Annotated in this window: 14 protein-coding genes and 1 pseudogene; 5 read left to right on the top strand and 10 right to left on the bottom strand. The window is 49.3% G+C overall.

The window, feature by feature from the left end:
• Nucleotides 1-6: 6 nt before the first annotated feature.
• Nucleotides 7-1,569, bottom strand: a complete 1,563-nt coding sequence (locus EPYR_RS02490) for a TraI domain-containing protein (protein WP_014538505.1) — start codon at nucleotides 1,567-1,569, stop codon at nucleotides 7-9.
• A 207-nt stretch (nucleotides 1,570-1,776) separates the two neighbouring features.
• On the opposite strand from EPYR_RS02490, the gene EPYR_RS02485 reads away from it, so the two are divergent.
• Nucleotides 1,777-2,337, top strand: a complete 561-nt coding sequence (locus tag EPYR_RS02485) for a hypothetical protein (RefSeq protein WP_012666838.1) — start codon at nucleotides 1,777-1,779, stop codon at nucleotides 2,335-2,337.
• A 120-nt stretch (nucleotides 2,338-2,457) separates the two neighbouring features.
• On the opposite strand, the gene EPYR_RS02480 is transcribed toward EPYR_RS02485, so the two are convergent.
• The 9 genes from EPYR_RS02480 to EPYR_RS02440 all read right to left on the bottom strand — a co-directional run bounded on the left by EPYR_RS02480 (nucleotide 2,458) and on the right by EPYR_RS02440 (nucleotide 10,276).
• On the bottom strand, nucleotides 2,458-3,183 hold the full coding sequence (locus tag EPYR_RS02480; RefSeq protein WP_012666837.1) for a DNA methyltransferase family protein: 726 nt from the start codon (nucleotides 3,181-3,183) through the stop codon (nucleotides 2,458-2,460).
• A gap of 95 nt (nucleotides 3,184-3,278) precedes the next feature.
• Entirely contained in the window at nucleotides 3,279-4,220 is a 942-nt protein-coding gene (locus EPYR_RS02475) for a DUF1281 domain-containing protein (protein ID WP_012666836.1), read from the bottom strand.
• Between the two features lie 96 nt (nucleotides 4,221-4,316).
• Nucleotides 4,317-5,297 (bottom strand): ArdC family protein, encoded by a 981-nt coding sequence (locus tag EPYR_RS02470; RefSeq protein ID WP_012666835.1) that lies wholly within the window; start codon nucleotides 5,295-5,297, stop codon nucleotides 4,317-4,319.
• Between the two features lie 79 nt (nucleotides 5,298-5,376).
• Nucleotides 5,377-5,985, bottom strand: a complete 609-nt coding sequence (locus EPYR_RS02465; protein WP_012666834.1) for a hypothetical protein — start codon at nucleotides 5,983-5,985, stop codon at nucleotides 5,377-5,379.
• Between the two features lie 78 nt (nucleotides 5,986-6,063).
• Complete coding sequence (locus tag EPYR_RS02460) at nucleotides 6,064-6,372, bottom strand: hypothetical protein (RefSeq protein ID WP_012666833.1); 309 nt, start codon at nucleotides 6,370-6,372, stop codon at nucleotides 6,064-6,066.
• A 91-nt stretch (nucleotides 6,373-6,463) separates the two neighbouring features.
• Nucleotides 6,464-6,850: a hypothetical protein gene (locus tag EPYR_RS02455; RefSeq protein WP_012666832.1), complete on the bottom strand. Its 387-nt coding sequence runs from the start codon at nucleotides 6,848-6,850 to the stop codon at nucleotides 6,464-6,466.
• 134 nt (nucleotides 6,851-6,984) lie between these two features.
• On the bottom strand, nucleotides 6,985-7,149 hold the full coding sequence (locus EPYR_RS20930; RefSeq protein ID WP_231844232.1) for a hypothetical protein: 165 nt from the start codon (nucleotides 7,147-7,149) through the stop codon (nucleotides 6,985-6,987).
• 522 nt (nucleotides 7,150-7,671) lie between these two features.
• A complete protein-coding gene (locus EPYR_RS02445) occupies nucleotides 7,672-8,556 on the bottom strand; it encodes an integrase domain-containing protein (protein ID WP_014538502.1) in 885 nt (294 codons plus the stop codon).
• Nucleotides 8,557-9,661: 1,105 nt separating this feature from the next.
• A complete protein-coding gene (locus tag EPYR_RS02440) occupies nucleotides 9,662-10,276 on the bottom strand; it encodes a hypothetical protein (RefSeq protein WP_012666828.1) in 615 nt (204 codons plus the stop codon).
• Nucleotides 10,277-10,651: 375 nt separating this feature from the next.
• Here EPYR_RS02440 and EPYR_RS02435 point away from each other — a divergent pair, with 375 nt between their 5' ends.
• From EPYR_RS02435 to EPYR_RS02420, 4 genes and pseudogenes are all read left to right on the top strand, one after another.
• Complete coding sequence (locus EPYR_RS02435; RefSeq protein WP_012666827.1) at nucleotides 10,652-10,945, top strand: hypothetical protein; 294 nt, start codon at nucleotides 10,652-10,654, stop codon at nucleotides 10,943-10,945.
• Nucleotides 10,946-11,407: 462 nt separating this feature from the next.
• Nucleotides 11,408-12,617: pseudogene (locus tag EPYR_RS02430) on the top strand (IS256 family transposase).
• Between the two features lie 87 nt (nucleotides 12,618-12,704).
• A complete protein-coding gene (locus tag EPYR_RS02425; RefSeq protein WP_012666825.1) occupies nucleotides 12,705-13,469 on the top strand; it encodes a hypothetical protein in 765 nt (254 codons plus the stop codon).
• A gap of 307 nt (nucleotides 13,470-13,776) precedes the next feature.
• Entirely contained in the window at nucleotides 13,777-14,730 is a 954-nt protein-coding gene (locus EPYR_RS02420) for a hypothetical protein (protein ID WP_226060696.1), read from the top strand.
• The last annotated feature ends 318 nt before the right edge of the window (nucleotides 14,731-15,048 follow it).

Below are 15,048 nucleotides of genomic sequence, written 5' to 3'. Positions count from 1 at the left end.
TACGCATTAACTTCTTGGTGAAAGCCATATACTGTCCGGCGGACAACTCCCTTTTCTGAAAATAAGATTAGTCTCAATCATATAACCTGACACCTTTATAAAGCGTCCGCTTTTATCCGGCGCGTCGTATTTATGGTAATGATAAAGCCCCTTTCCATTTCGTGAATGATGGACAGAGAGCGCTTCAAAACTTTTCTGTAGCTGATGTTTATCCTGAATATCATCACCTGCGGATGAGATGTACTTATAAAAAACGTCCGGTGAGGCGACAAAAATAAACCTGGCCAGAATGTGCAGCACGCTGTCACGTTCGTTAACGGAAAGCGTGCCGTCAGTGATGGATTGCCTGAGCCACTGCAGAAATCTCTCGCCGTCCGTTATTTCCGTCTTACCGCTCTCCTGCCGGCTGACTTCGCTGATGCTCTCTTCCCCTGCCGGCGCTGACTCCGGCAGCACCGGTGCCTCATCAGCTGACGGAAGGGGCTGCCCCTCTGCCATCAGATCCAGCATGGACATCAGGTTTCCGCCGGGCACCTGCTGCTGCCGATCGTCACTTTCGTTATCTGCCGGAATGCTCTCTTCGCTGCCCAGTGCTGACAACAGCGCAGTATCGGAAACAAGGCTGTTAATCACCTGGGGGTGCACCTTGTTTTCCGCAGACTGAGTATATGGCTGGGGAGTTGTAACAATATGATTTTCAACGGGCAAAGCACTGCTGACACTGGACAATGGCACGGCTTCGTTTTCATATAGTTTCGGGGAGATATGGCCTGTTTCCGGAACGGTCACGACCGGGCTGACTCCAGCCGGAGGCGGTACATCGGTAACCGTGCCTCCGGTAAAACCGCAGCTGTTGCGGGCGTCGCTGACGATACTGTTCAGAAGGCCAGATCCCGCCCTGCTTCCGGCAAGGAAACCGAGCAGGCTGTCAGAAATGGCTGGCCACCTCTGCAACCAAATCAGTCCCTCTGCGGGCAGCAGGCGGATGGCCATATACATGGCGTTCATCCCTCCGGCCGGCGACGCTTTCGGGCGCACCCGCCACTGGTCTGCGGGTACGTTAAGCCCCGGATACCAGGGTCGCCCGCTTTTCGTTGCCCCTTCCATCTGCGTGAGCCATTCAAAGTGATGAAACAGCCCGGCCCAGTACAGGGCGCAGGCCCAGCCAGCCCCCTGCTCTGCCTGTTCCTCCGGCGTGGCACCCGGCGGCAGCATCATGCCGCGCACCAGTCTTACTGCCCGCGTCGCCACGTTCAGGCTCAGGTCAGTAAATCCGCCGGGGCCGGAAAATTGCCCGTTCCAGGCCGCCGGGCACTCCTGTACGCGGGCAGCCATCTCCTCCAGCGGTCGCAGCCACCAGGCTTCCGTAACCGGCGTTGACAGCGGACTGTTCTCAGTCAGCACGCGGATAAGACGACGACGCTCATCCGTCTGTAGCAGCACAGCGCCGGTTTTTAACGGATGAAAGCCTGCCGAATCAGCGGCATTGCGTCCATACTGCTCTGGCACGGCCAGGCGTCCCGCACCCGCCTTTACGTTCCTGCCGGTTAACNATTTCAATCCGCGCATCGTTGCCCCGTCATTATTCGGCTCCTGAAAATGACGCTACGCTAAAAGACCCCAGCGCAATGACAATGGAAAACCCGGAATGCCCGGCGCTACAAATCCCGCTTGCTTAAATTCCACGACCCGGCTTCACAGTTTCCGGCTGCTTCCCGGCATTCAGGATGTTCTCTTTACTGCCTCAGTCTGAGCAGACTTTTCAGGGGATTGACTATGCAGCAGGCCATCATCGTGGCGTATTTTATTATCTGGCTGGGTATTTCGGCAGGTGTCAGCATCCTGTATACGTCAGGCACCAGCTGGCTGCTGTTGGTATGGCCGCTGATATTCTGCATGCCGTTTCTGCTGCGGCCGCTGGGCTGGCTTGAGCGACAGTTTCGTCCGCACCTCAGTCTGGCAAGCCGTCGTAAAGGACGAGCTTACGTCCATCTTTCGCCCTGGCAACCCACGGTAAGACTTTCAGCACAACAGATCCGGGCGTTCTGGTCCAGCGTGAATCGGTCAACCTGCGAGGCACTGCAGAAAAACCGCACCGTTATCGTCTCATCCCACCTGCTGACGACGAACCGGGCCACTCGTCTGAAAGCGCATCTGGCAGAGTCCGGCCGGCACTTCCGCTGTCGGGCGTTCTCTGTCCCCTTTACGCCAGCGGCAAGAGCCGTGATGCAGCTGGAGATCCTGTTCCGCCAGTGGCGCTGGCGTAGTCCTGCGCGTAAGGTATGGCCGGTGATGGTGATACGTAAGAAATCCTCAGGAACGGGAAGCAGCACCTGACTAATTCACTGTTATCAAAAGTAAAATAGCCGCGCCTCCATCACCTGCTGAAGATGAATACCACAAAAAAAACAGGCCGGTTTCCCGACCTGTCTGATGTAGTAATAATTGAAACCGCTGCTACACAGCAACAGCGCTGTCCCGATTTATCCTGGATCGCAAGCGGTATGGCCATCCTCCCCAGTAGTGCATCGGCGTATACAGCACTCGCCGGCGCTCATCACTGAGTGCATTCCCGATAACCACTTCTCCGGCCACGCCGCACAGCGAGAGCTGGATATAAGCCATCCCCGCCGCCAGCGGATCGATATCGGTAGCCGATACCCACATCCTCCGGTGTGGTGGAAAACCCACCTCCCGCAGAACGCTGGCGAAGGCCAGCGCCATGCAGCCCGCGCCGCAGGTCGGTTCTGACAGGGTGATAAAGGGTTTATCCCTGAACTGCTCCTCCACGTTGCCGAGTTGCAGTTGAGCCATCATCACCCCCACGCTCCACGGAGTAAAAAACTGTCCACGGTACTTGTCGCCCAGCTCCAGCAGCATAAAGACGCGCCCGAGAAAATCTCCGGGTGACTCTTCAAGGCCGCTGACAACGTGCGCCAGCAGTTGTGCCATATTGGTGACATCCGGCTTCTGGTATTTGCTCACGATGCGCATATATTTTTGCTCGCGCCTGTCGCAGAACTGCAAACCGTTTTGCAGCGCGATAACGCTACAGCTGATGAAATCCTCAAAAACCTGATACCGGTGATGATAACGGGCAGTCTGGTCAAAGAGGGAGATAAAGGCATTCTCATGGTTGATGGCGTTTTTCACAGGTATTTCCGGTAAAAAGGAAAACACCATCCACAGGGGAAACGGTGTTTCCCCTGTGGGTGAAAAAAACGGCCACGGCTTGCGCGGTGACCGGTATGCCTGACCGGATAAGCCGGCAGTATGTTCTATGCGCGGACGCTGCCGTACTGCGCAGCACCAGCGCCAGACGCCTCGGGTGCCAGCAGATATATGCGTGCGCCCTCACCGCCGGTCGCTGCATCCCGTACGTCAGACGGATAAGGTCCGCTGTCGACGTGATCTCCACGGTCAAAGCAGTTATAACCCGACAGTCCCGTATCTTGAGAGATCCAGTAGTGGCGGATTTCGCAGTCAAACAGCGACGACATCTGCCCCATCACCTCACCCGACGGTGGATACCCGGGCGATGACAGCGTGAGCGCCAGCGAGCTGATATCCTCACGACTCCAGCGGGCCTGGTGCCCCGCCGGAAACTCCATGCCGAACAGCTGCATATAGAGCTCTGACGTGGTGTTGAGTCCGCTGAACAGGCCACTGGTGCCGTTCAGCTCCGTCGCCAGACGTGACGGCATCACCATCAGCATGTCGCAGGGACAGGTTGTCTCCGGCATGATGCTGAGAGAATCCCAGCGCTCCTGCGGGTCGAACTGCCCTGCGCCGCTGGCGACGCCGAACCAGTCTGCGTAATGAACCGCCACCAGCTGCGATATTATCTGCCGCGCTGCCAGGGGAATATTCTCCCACTTCAGCCCATCGATACCGGACTGCAGCCAGATTTTCTCCATGCGGGAAAGCGTCGCACCGTCAAGCCAGGCGTCCTTCTCCAGCAGTTCGAGGAAGTGCTGGAACGCGTGGTTAGCAGACGTCTGCGCTCCCAACCCTGACGCGGTGAGCGCCGGGTAAGCCGGATACGTGGTGGCTTTTACCGGTTTAAGTATCCCGGCACAGCCGGCCAGAAACAGCTTTATGGCCTGGCGGATGGCGTGGCGGTAACGCGGGGTTTCCGTGCCGACGATCCACGACTGCATCACATCGATGCAGACAGACTTACCGGTGATGTCCAGACGGTTATGGCACCATGAAAACATAGTTGTACTCCTCTTTACGGTTGAAACGAAAAGAGGGCATCTCCCTGAGGAAGATACCCTCAGGGGGATGATGACGACCGCAGTCGTCGGGTTAAGTTAAGCCGCCTGCACCGTCTGACGGTTCAGCGGCTGTAGCAGATATTCCGATGCTTCCCGGGCAAACCGGCAGGCGCGGAAAAACGCTTTTTTGTCTTCACGCAGCGCCTTCAGCCAGCTGGCGAGATAGCTTTCGTGCTGTACCTCACCGATGACGCCAAGCTCAGCGCAGAGGAACGCGCTGCCGGTTTCGGCAATCAGTTCTTCAAAGGCATAAACCGGGTCACCGAATTTTCTGGACGACGAGGTAATACCCACACGGTTCAGACGTTTGCCGTGACCGCTGGCGTGCACCAGCTCGTGCAGCAGCGTGGAGCAGTAGTCCGCCTCTGATGCAAACTGCGCAACGGTTGGCATGACAATGCGGTCGGACAGCGGCTGATAGTACGCCCGGTTCTGCCGGTAGTGAGCGCAGCTGACGCCAGTGGCGTTAACGATGCTCTGCACCCGTTGCAGTCGCTCCGCACTGAGCACCGCGCTGTTCTCTGGCGCTTCTTCCCTCAGGCCGCCCCGTATCGTATCCGGCAGGCCGTCACACTGGGCAACGTTGAACAGTTGCAGCGGGCGCAGCATCGCCAGCTGTTCCATTACCGGTTCACCGTCCCGGAACAGCAGGTTGTCACTGTTGTCCCGCGCCTGTTTTTCAAACGGTTTGTAGATAATGGCCAGCGCGCTGCGCTCGCCCTTTCTGACCTGACCACCGGCGGTCTTCGCCTGCTGGTAAGTCAGCCAGCGGTCGGAGGTATAGCCATGCTCTTCGGCAGCCATCCACAGCAGCGGAATATTGACACCGCTGTAGTGGCGGCCGGTGGTGGCATTCACCGGCAGCGCGCTGCCGTGCACGTTCTGTGCAGAACGCCACGGCCGTCGCCAGGGGGGCACACCGTTTTCCAGTGCCAGAATGATTTTATCGGTGACCTGCTGATACAGGTCAGTTCGTTGAGTGGATGCAGCCTTGCGGCCGCGTGGGGTTTTCTTCATGGGGATGCAACCTCTGAGTATCGGGCGCATCCGTCCCGGTGGCGGACGATGCGCCACCGGTGAGTGGGTAAATCAGTTATCAGGCATACCGTACGAAGCCGTCCGACATCACCTGGCGGATGCGGTCGCGTACGCTGCGCACCGCGCTGTCAAACATCTCGCGATCGGCAGGTTTGGCGCGCTTTGCATCAAGCCGGATAACCTGGTCCAGCACAGACAGCGCCTGCGATCGCCAGCTGAGTCGTTCGGAGTTACTCACGCAGGCGTGGAAGTGCCTGAGGGACTGGTCGTGAAGCCACTGAACCTGATTGCGGAACTCGCCAACCGGTACGTACACCTTTTGCGGCGGACGCGTCTCTTTCTTAACCGTCATACCGGTCGAAGGGTTATTGACCGGAGTCATTAACAGGTCATGGTGATCATTCAGCACCGCGTCAAACGAGCTCTGCGCCATAAAGGTCTGAAACGAGTACTCCTTTTCAGCAATCAGGGCATCGGCGTTCTCTGACCAGTTGTTATCGGTTGAAGGATTGCAGCCCACGGCCCAGGCTTTAAGCCATTCACCGGGATTTTTGTCATCCGGAACACGGATGTAGATGCCCAAATTTTTCTCAAGTATCAGAGGGCGTTGCATCCCTCCCCGTTGAGATAAAACCGGACGAAGTTGAGTTGAGGTAAAGCGGATCATCATGCCTCCTGACATAAGGAGGAGACCTCCCCGGAAGGGAAAGTCCCCCCGGGAAGTGAGTTAATTTATCAAGAACATTCAGTCAAAGCGGTAGCGCAGTTCGGCCATCTGCCGGGCCATCCTTCGTCCCGCGCGTAAAGCCTTACGTGCGGAGGAGAACTGGCCAGCGCTGGCATGCGGCTGATAGCGCCAGTCGCGCGAGCTGTACCCGGTACGACGGGATATCACGGCGTTAAAGCCACTCCCTTGCGGAATAATCTCCGGGCGGAAACTGCTGTGGCCGCTGCGGTTGGTAAACCATTCAGACTGCTGCGGATCCAGTGCCAAAGAAAGGCGGTTGAGTCCGGCCATTGCATGGGCGATCAGTGAAAGAAGTATACTTCTCATGGATTTCTCCTTTGGTTAAAAAGCGGAGAAATCCTCACCGCAGCTGCAGGGAGGTTTTCCCCGCGCGGGTTGAAAAGCGTTTGTGTGTATGTCAATCGACCATCTGGGCAAAATGGGCATTACTGACGCCATCCCTGAATCCGTAGTTCCAGGCGCATTCATCAAGGCTGAGACCAATAAGTATCACCTCAGCAACGTAACGCTGAAAAAGATATTCCGGTATCAGCTTCAGTTCACAGGCCTCGCCCAACAGCCCGGCAATATGAACAACCTCCCAGACGCGATCCGGACAACCATCCTGATCGATATGGTCAGGAATACCGCAGTTGTTCAGGGCGCGGATGGTTAGCAGCGCGCTCTCCATGACGGAAATCATCATGATGAAGTCAACGCAGGAGCGGGTGCTCTCGCCAAGGCGGGCAACCGTTATATCGTAAATGGACATACAGGCCGAAGCAGAAGAAGTAGAAACAGACATGGCAGGCTCCTCAATATGGAAACGGAACCCTGCCCGACGGGAGCAAAGTCCCGGTGTGGGTAAACAAATGTTGTAGTGAATTTTTCGGCGTAAACTCAGCCACCGAAAGAAGGATCGGACGTCACGGTCTGCGACTATCTCGCCTGGTTACAGCCTTCCTGCCACTGCGTGGCATCAAGGCGTAAACCGCTATTGGCCAGTGACCTGAGCAATGCCCGGGGCCAGCGTTTCATCATGCCGTGATACTGGCGATCTGCGAAGAAGTAAGCCGCGTGGTAAACGCTGAATTCAGCCAGCATCTTATGCTCCGGNCGGGTGTAGGTTGCAGCGCGTTCAAGTTCATCAGCGATCAGACATAACGCTTCTGCGTCACTTCTGAAACAACAAAGCCACCCTGAAAAACGTGATTCAGGCGCAATACGGCGGACGGCGCGTTCAGTAAATACGGCTACAGAATGAAGAGTATTGAGTAAAAACATGGTGATATCTCCGTGAATAAGGGGAAACAACCACCCATGACGGGAAGCGTTGTCCCGNGGGAATGTAGATAAATCAGGAAGCAGGTTGACTGGACCTTAACCGCAAGGGTCCCTGTTCTCAAAGGTTAAACAGGCTGAACCGCTCTAAAGCGCCATCTCTCAGGTTNTGATGGCATTGGCATGTGATTACCCGAAGGCGTTCCTCTCAAATCACCGGAACATTGGCAGTTGTCGTGATGACAACGGTTAGCAAAATTATCGTACTTCAGGTTTTACGTTACATCAAGCCCCGGCGAAAAAAATTAATCGATAATAATGGCGAGTGGGACAAATATTTTAACACTAATTTTTGGTCTTATTATAAACGCGTGCGATATAATGCCCTCTTCCGTCGCCATGACCTAAATCCATAGATGCCAGCGCCTGCGCTTCTTTAAGACTGAACCCTTTATTAAGGTGAAATGCGGTCACATCCTGCGTATAGGCATAGCGCAGGCTGTGCGGTGCAAATTCGCCCACCAGACCGGCATCGCGTGCGATATTTCTGTATCGCTCAATGGCGAGATGTAATGAAGACTTATTAATTAAGCGGCCGTTATTTTCTTCAGCATATTGTATAGCCTGCCTGATTGCCTGAATGGTTTCTTCTCTCTTTATGATGGTCGTATCTCTTGCCCGCCCACCTTTCGTACCAAAAACGACACGAATTTTTCCCTCGTTATTGTCGAGGTTCTTTTGCCATGTTCGCAGTGACTTTACAGACTGCACCGNTTCTTCCGTTCTCAACCCTAAAAGACGGGATAATCTTATNGCACAGGCAACGCCTTTATCTTTCTCCTCTGCTGAAGAAAGAACCTGGCGGTAATAATCATCCGTAATAGCAACTTTTGTCCCGTCACGGCTTGTACCTGAAATATTAAGCGCTTCATTGCTCAGTTTTTCATGTGAGGGATCTGCCATAAAGGTTTTTCCGGCAACGCGCAGTAANGCACGGATGGCGGCCATCTCATTTTGNAGCGTTCGTTTAGAGATATTCTCAGTAAGCCGACTGCGAATATATAATTCAACGTGGCCGGTTTTGATATTTTTCACGTCCCTGANCTGAATATTAAGCTTCAGCANCCGTTCAGCAAAACGGTCAGCTATTTTCATGCGATCGGAGACGGTTTTAAAACTTCCGCCGGCCTGCCTTGCCAGCGTCATCAAATTTTTATTCAGTTTTGCCACAATTACCCTCCACTCAAACAGGTGACAGCGCTTTTCCGTCTGCGTGAACGGAAAAGCGCTGTCACCGGCTGCGAATTAACAACAGACGATGAAATTTCACCCCGACGGCACGGTTGATTTTGCGCTTCCTGCGTCACGGCAGACATCTGTGCATCGGGGCGGCGAAATGTTGAGTTATTGCGAGGCTCCCCAGGTCTCTGACCTGTTCGCGGCTTGCGCCGGGCTGAAATGAATCAGACTGCCTCCACACACCAGCAAGCTGGTGTCGCCATCGATGTCGTGCCGATTTTCTCCTTAGATAGTGAGGTTCTGAGCCGTTATGACGGACAGACCACAGGTTGATAAACAAACGAATATGTTTGGGAAGACGTCTTTGTGGTGGTTTAAACCCTTCAGTACGTGTTGGTCAGTTGGTAAAACTGTCGTTGAAGCGGCAGTGCGTAAGCTCTGCCNGTTATGCGCTGCGCGCGTCACTTGGTACTCGTTTTACTCGTACACAAGTGACGCCGCGCTCCTCTGCTCTCAATGCCGTCGTGGAAGATGCCCAAATGTGCCAAATGGNCATACCCACGCCGCAAAGTTCGCAACCGGACTTCAGCGTCAAATCAAAGTGAAAAGTAAAACGGAGACGGGCGAAACCCGTAATCAGTGGCAGGCCAGTAGCTGGCTGAAACAGTGGAAAGGACCTTAATCGCTGTACGATCTTCGTTTTCAAAGGTTAAACGAAGTTACCGCCCGAAAGCGCCGTCTCTCAGGTTATAACGGCATTGGCATGTGATTACCCGAAGGCGTTCCTCTCAAATCACCGGAACATTGGCATGTTGCTTAGTGCAACGTTACAACGAAACAGATATTAAACCGGTGTGCATTCGCTTTCAACAATAAACATTCATTTTGTTGTAAATGCTGCGCAGCACCTTGAAAAACTAAGATATGCAGTTTTTTTCGAGTACTTATTTAAGTAAACTCATTTACAGATAAAACAGGCGGGGTTACTTAAAAGACTTATTCATATAATTAAATAAAGATTTTGAGGCAATGATGAAATCAAAGCCTCATACTGCAATCTTACTCACTGGCTAAAAACATCGACTAAGTGAAAAATTCAAGCAACTTGGACAAATCCAGATTTAAAAGCATAATCAAACCCTACAACCTGAGGGTAATATATTAAACTTGTGCCAGTAAGATTATTGCCATCACCAACTACCACTCCACCAAAATCATCAGAGGCCATTAATTGCTGTTGGTAATCATGCGGAGTAAGGTTTTTATCTTTCAGTAATGCTACCAAACGCGTTGTACATATAGTGAGATCCAATATTTCCATCGAGGGTAAAGTTAACCACGCATGTATATTAACCACACCTGACACCTTACTGGTTAACTTTTCTTTATAAAAGGAATTATCTTGTTTAAAATAATCAGTTTCACCATCTTTAATATAACCAAAGGTTAAGGCGCACTCTTTCCCTATCACATTAGATAGGATGGGTTGCATGTAAAAATTAGTTCTCACACACTGTGCAAAAAAATCCTCAACCGAAGGAACTCCATACTCTTCGGCATAAGCTTTTTGAATTTTATTCAAAACCTTTTTTCTTTTTTCATCGGTATCTAAATAATAAGCACTACTCACTCCCATATCAAGACAACCACACCCCAATCCTTTAGTAAAAGAAACGGCACTAAGATAATCAATAGTATAACGACCTTGCATTTACAACTCTCCTTTTGTAGGTAGAAATTCAAGACCAGTATCGGCAGAAGTAAATATTACTTTAAGTCATAACTGACATTCTTATGAGATATTTCCTGCATGTTTTTATTTTACAATAAGCCTTTCACTATAGGTTTTGGCCGGTGATAGCATTGATAAAGCTCAGAAATACTTCACTGCGTTAAATTTTCATGACTGGAAGTAGAGTTAAAAATCACGAAGACAGTAGTGGCAATTGCTCAAAAATTTGCCACCATCAGTGAAATTTAGTAACCTGGTGACATCAAACATGGGGTAGAAAATCTGCCAGCTACACCCGGCCAACGGGTNATTGATGACGAGTTTTTGCAATCAATGGTTTAAGGAGCTTTNACTATGAGTGAAGATGGATTTAAAACGGATGATCTGAGCAGTACTATTGCCCGATTCGCCAGCAAACGCCGCAACATTATCCAGGACAAATCCAGGCTGGAGCGTAAGATTCAGGACCCCGTTACACTACCTAGCGCAACCCACGATTGTGGTGCGGTTATTCTCACTGGCTTGGCGTCCATTCTGACTCCTAAGCAGCGGGAACGTAACGAAGAAAATGAGGAGTGGAGAAAACGTTGGGAGGCGGAAAGAGAACAGTGGGTGGAGCAAGATAGGGAATGGCAAAACAATAGATGAACTGCATAAATTTATCTGTATTAGCCCAGACTTGACCTGACAGTTTTCCAGGGCAACACGCAATTAAATCGGACAGTCTGGTGTGAGCGAGAAGCGGACGTTGTAACCCTATCACCAATACATGCTTATACGATTGTTAAATCTGCTAAAAAAGTACAGTTTAGGGTAACAAAATCCAACTTTTACTTAGCTTATGAAGATAACTTATGACAACTCACGACAGAAAAGCATGTAGCGCCTACCTTACTCTTGTTGCACCGCCAGTTTCAAATACAATGGCAGCTAATATTAATAATGACGATAAGGAAATTATAAGAATCCTGGGTCAAAGTCATTTTTATATGATCTGCGGAAGACCGAAAGCTAGCTTTGGTAATGTTGGTTTATCTGNGAGCCTGTAATTTAAATTGTGTATCTGCCTGTTTTTGATATGTTCATTCCAACAACGGAGACAGGCACATTATGGACGAAAAGAAACTCAAGGCCCTTGCGGCTGAACTGGCTAAAGGCCTTAAAACCGAAGCCGANCTCAATGCGTTTTCCCGCATGCTGACGAAGCTTACCGTTGAAACAGCACTCAATGCTGAGCTGACTGACCACCTCGGGCACGAGAAAAACGCCCCAAAAGCAGGCTCCAATACCCGCAACGGCTATTCGTCAAAAACTCTGCTGTGCGATGACGGCGAGATTGAACTCAGCACACCGCGTGACCGTGAAAACACCTTTGAACCTCTGCTGATAAAGAAAAACCAGACGCGTATCACGCAGATGGACAGCCAGATTTTGTCCCTGTACGCCAAAGGCATGACGACCCGAGACATCGTCGCCACGTTCAGGGAAATGTACGATGCGGACGTGTCGCCCACGCTGATTTCAAAAGTCACGGATGCCGTTAAAGAGCAGGTTGCTGAATGGCAGAACCGCCCGTTGGATGCACTTTATCCCATTTGTTTATCTTGACTGTATCGTGGTGAAAGTTCGTCACGATGGCAGCGTGATTAACAAGGCCGTCTTCCTCGCTCTGGGCATTAATACCGAAGGCCAGAAAGAGCTGTTGGGCATGTGGCTGGCAGAAAACGAAGGCGCGAAGTTCTGGCTCAGCGTGCTGACAGAGCTTAAAAANCGGGGCCTTCAGGACATCCTGATTGCCTGTGTGGACGGACTGAAGGGCTTCCCGGATGCGATAAACAGCGTTTATCCTCAGACAAATATCCAGCTGTGTATTATTCATATGGTGCGCAACAGCCTGAAATACGTGTCGTGGAAGGACTACAAAGCCGTCACCGGCGGGCTGAAAAAGGTGTATCAGGCTCCGACAGAAGAGGCGGCGCTGATGGCGCTGGATAAGTTTGCAGGCATCTGGGACGAGAAATACCCGCAAATCAGTAAGAGCTGGCGCACACACTGGGAAAATCTTAATACGTTCTTCGGCTATCCGCCCGATATCCGTAAGGCTATCTACACCACGAACGCCATCGAATCACTGAACAGCGTGATCCGCGCAGCCATCAAAAAGCGAAAGGTGTTCCCGACAGATGACTCGGTGAGAAAGGTCATTTATCTGGCGATCCAGTCGGCGTCAAAAAAATGGAATATGCCGATCCAGAACTGGCGGCTGGCAATGAGNCGTTTTATTATCGAGTTCGGTGANCGCCTGAGCGATCACCTTTAATACGGTGGCAGTTACACAGAATTATTTACAGGTTCTTTATCTGTTAATGGTGCAATCAAGATTGAAATAACACTAGATTCTGGCCTTTTGTCTAATGGGCTAATTCACATTCAAAAATTGCATTTCTTCCGTACCACATCAGCTAACACGAGCTTCGACCTTAAACTTAAATGTAATAAAGACTATTTGCGGATATTTCTTGAAGATGAACTGGTATTTGCTACTACACCGGACGAACTGCTCATGAGGCGAGGGAGAAAAGAAAATTTAGTCAGTGGTTTCGATAACTTTCTTGAAATGATGACTTTTGACTTGCTTTACGTAGGAATCGCTAAGAAAAATCAAGATAGTTATAGTAGATTAATTGCTAAAGGCCATACTGCGCGTATGAATATTTTGGCCGCAGAAGAGCAGCGATCGCCCGGCGCTAGGGTCAGTGATGAAACTTACCTACTTTTTTTTGAAATAGAACCGCTTACCATAACTGTCTTTGGCGCAGGAGACGATTTTGATGATGAAGATTTTAATTTTACAATTGATTATCATAGAATAATAGCTGACGCAGAAAAAGCCGTTATCAGCACATTTAAACCCAAATATAATAAGCAACTCTATGTTAATTATCCTAAGGGAGTCGATGGGTTATATGGACAGGGGTATGACGGATACTCATACGCAATCGCAGAAGGGGTTGCTTTTAATACGACTTATGGAACAATTAAGGGAGCCAGAGACTCTCAAGACTTACTCCCATCAAATGATGCTGACTTTATATCCATTAACGGAAATGAGGTGGTTCTTAATATCTCTGGAGTGGATTTTAATATTCCTTTAGATGATAGTGCGTTGTAAATCAAAAATATTCTGCTTTAAAATGGATTGTACATGCCTACCTCAAGCGTTCACTTAGCACATGGTTGCCAAAAGCGAATGTCAGGTGTGTTATTAGTAGAATCGGATGTATTAGTCCAACCTGTTGTTCGTTATGCTTTTTTCATAAAATTTTAATGGCTATCTTAATGATACTGTTTGATAAAGTGAGATTTCGACCGTGCCTTATAAACTAAATAAACTACTTAGCAGAATATTCTTTAAATTGATTTTGCTTTGTTTGGCCCTGACATTCATAAACATGATTTCATTTAAAAGCATGAAGTTTATGGCCGTAATGCAACCAGTATTCATAGCCTTAGCTGTTATGTGGGTGTCAGTTCCGTTAGCAATATCTGCTGCAATTTTATACCCAAGGGCTTGCAAACATTTCAAGATGAAAAGTTGGCGTTTGGTAGTGGATATAAGGAGGTACTATAAGCTCACTCCAATCAATAGATTTGTTTTATATATTGGCTCTTTGGCATTTATGTTTTTTTTACTCGGCCAGATTTTATTCGGTGACGATTCTTTCTTCCTAACGGGATTTTCTTTTGTGGTAATGAGTATTTCCTTTGCAATTGATATATATAATCGCTCCATCTATATCTTTAAGAAAATATGGTCAGGGCTATTAGGAAAGACCATAATAACGTTGTTAGCAGCATTGTCATTTGTCATTACCCATTATTTGGCTCGGCGTTGGATTTATATTACTACAGATCTCGACCCTAAATTCTTCAGTGACTTTACTAATATAGTTAGCATTTTCTTCACGCCGCTTGCTTATCTAATCCTTATGGGTATTTTTTCATTGGTGATTGTCATTCCTGAATTTATTGGAATAGCCTTAATGTCTTTGCTTACTCCCATTAAGGAAAACTTTCTAAGAAATAAATTTAAAAAGCTGGCGAACTTGTCAGTAAGAATGAGGACAGGAAAGAGAATTGAAAAGCTCACTTCATCCGAATTGGTCTTATTAAACTCTAGAGTTCTATTTTTTAGAATTTTATCATCACCTATGTTCGTCTGTCTTATTTTCTATACGTTCTCATGGGCAAGCAGCATCACGGGATCCTTTTGGGATTCCACCGCAAGATTAGGTTTGGTTAATTATTATTATCATGCCGAAGAAAAAAGCCCTATATCTAAGATGAGGCATTACAACTATGATGAAGAAAATTTTTCCACAGCCATATTTAATGGAAGTCGATGGGAGTTTTTTACTTTCAATAAAAAATAATAATTCATAAATCGCAATTGCTGTAAAAATATGATCTTATTGGATTGAACGACCAACTCCATGAAACCAACCAATCATGGAGTTCCAACATACCTAAAGATAAGATGTTTCAAGTATTATTACTCACCCTCATCCCTACGCTCCCCATTGATTACCACTCAGAATGTTTGTAATGTCCACTCCTTGCACAAAGCTGTCTGTCAGATTAGGTATAACCCTGAACCACAGAGGTATCAGGGTTATACCTGAACTAATACAATTTATACCTTGCAGTTCATCTTAGAATCTATATTACTTGATGCTCCCTTTCATTGTTCC

Origin of the sequence: Erwinia pyrifoliae DSM 12163 (genome assembly GCF_000026985.1) — a bacterium.
In the GTDB taxonomy this organism is placed as follows: Bacteria; Pseudomonadota; Gammaproteobacteria; order Enterobacterales; family Enterobacteriaceae; genus Erwinia; species Erwinia pyrifoliae.
This window is presented reverse-complemented; position numbering and strand designations above follow the sequence as displayed.

Bases quoted from the DNA above. Each gene is read 5' to 3' on its own strand.
- EPYR_RS02485 (WP_012666838.1), top strand. From the start codon at position 1,777: ATGCAGCAGGCCATCATCGTGGCGTATTTTATTATCTGGCTGGGTATT.
- EPYR_RS02480 (WP_012666837.1), bottom strand. From the start codon at position 3,183: ATGGTGTTTTCCTTTTTACCGGAAATACCTGTGAAAAACGCCATCAAC.
- EPYR_RS02475 (WP_012666836.1), bottom strand. From the start codon at position 4,220: ATGTTTTCATGGTGCCATAACCGTCTGGACATCACCGGTAAGTCTGTC.
- EPYR_RS02470 (WP_012666835.1), bottom strand. From the start codon at position 5,297: ATGAAGAAAACCCCACGCGGCCGCAAGGCTGCATCCACTCAACGAACT.
- EPYR_RS02465 (WP_012666834.1), bottom strand. From the start codon at position 5,985: ATGATCCGCTTTACCTCAACTCAACTTCGTCCGGTTTTATCTCAACGG.
- EPYR_RS02460 (WP_012666833.1), bottom strand. From the start codon at position 6,372: ATGAGAAGTATACTTCTTTCACTGATCGCCCATGCAATGGCCGGACTC.
- EPYR_RS02455 (WP_012666832.1), bottom strand. From the start codon at position 6,850: ATGTCTGTTTCTACTTCTTCTGCTTCGGCCTGTATGTCCATTTACGAT.
- EPYR_RS20930 (WP_231844232.1), bottom strand. From the start codon at position 7,149: ATGCTGGCTGAATTCAGCGTTTACCACGCGGCTTACTTCTTCGCAGAT.
- EPYR_RS02440 (WP_012666828.1), bottom strand. From the start codon at position 10,276: ATGCAAGGTCGTTATACTATTGATTATCTTAGTGCCGTTTCTTTTACT.
- EPYR_RS02435 (WP_012666827.1), top strand. From the start codon at position 10,652: ATGAGTGAAGATGGATTTAAAACGGATGATCTGAGCAGTACTATTGCC.
- EPYR_RS02420 (WP_226060696.1), top strand. From the start codon at position 13,777: ATGGCCGTAATGCAACCAGTATTCATAGCCTTAGCTGTTATGTGGGTG.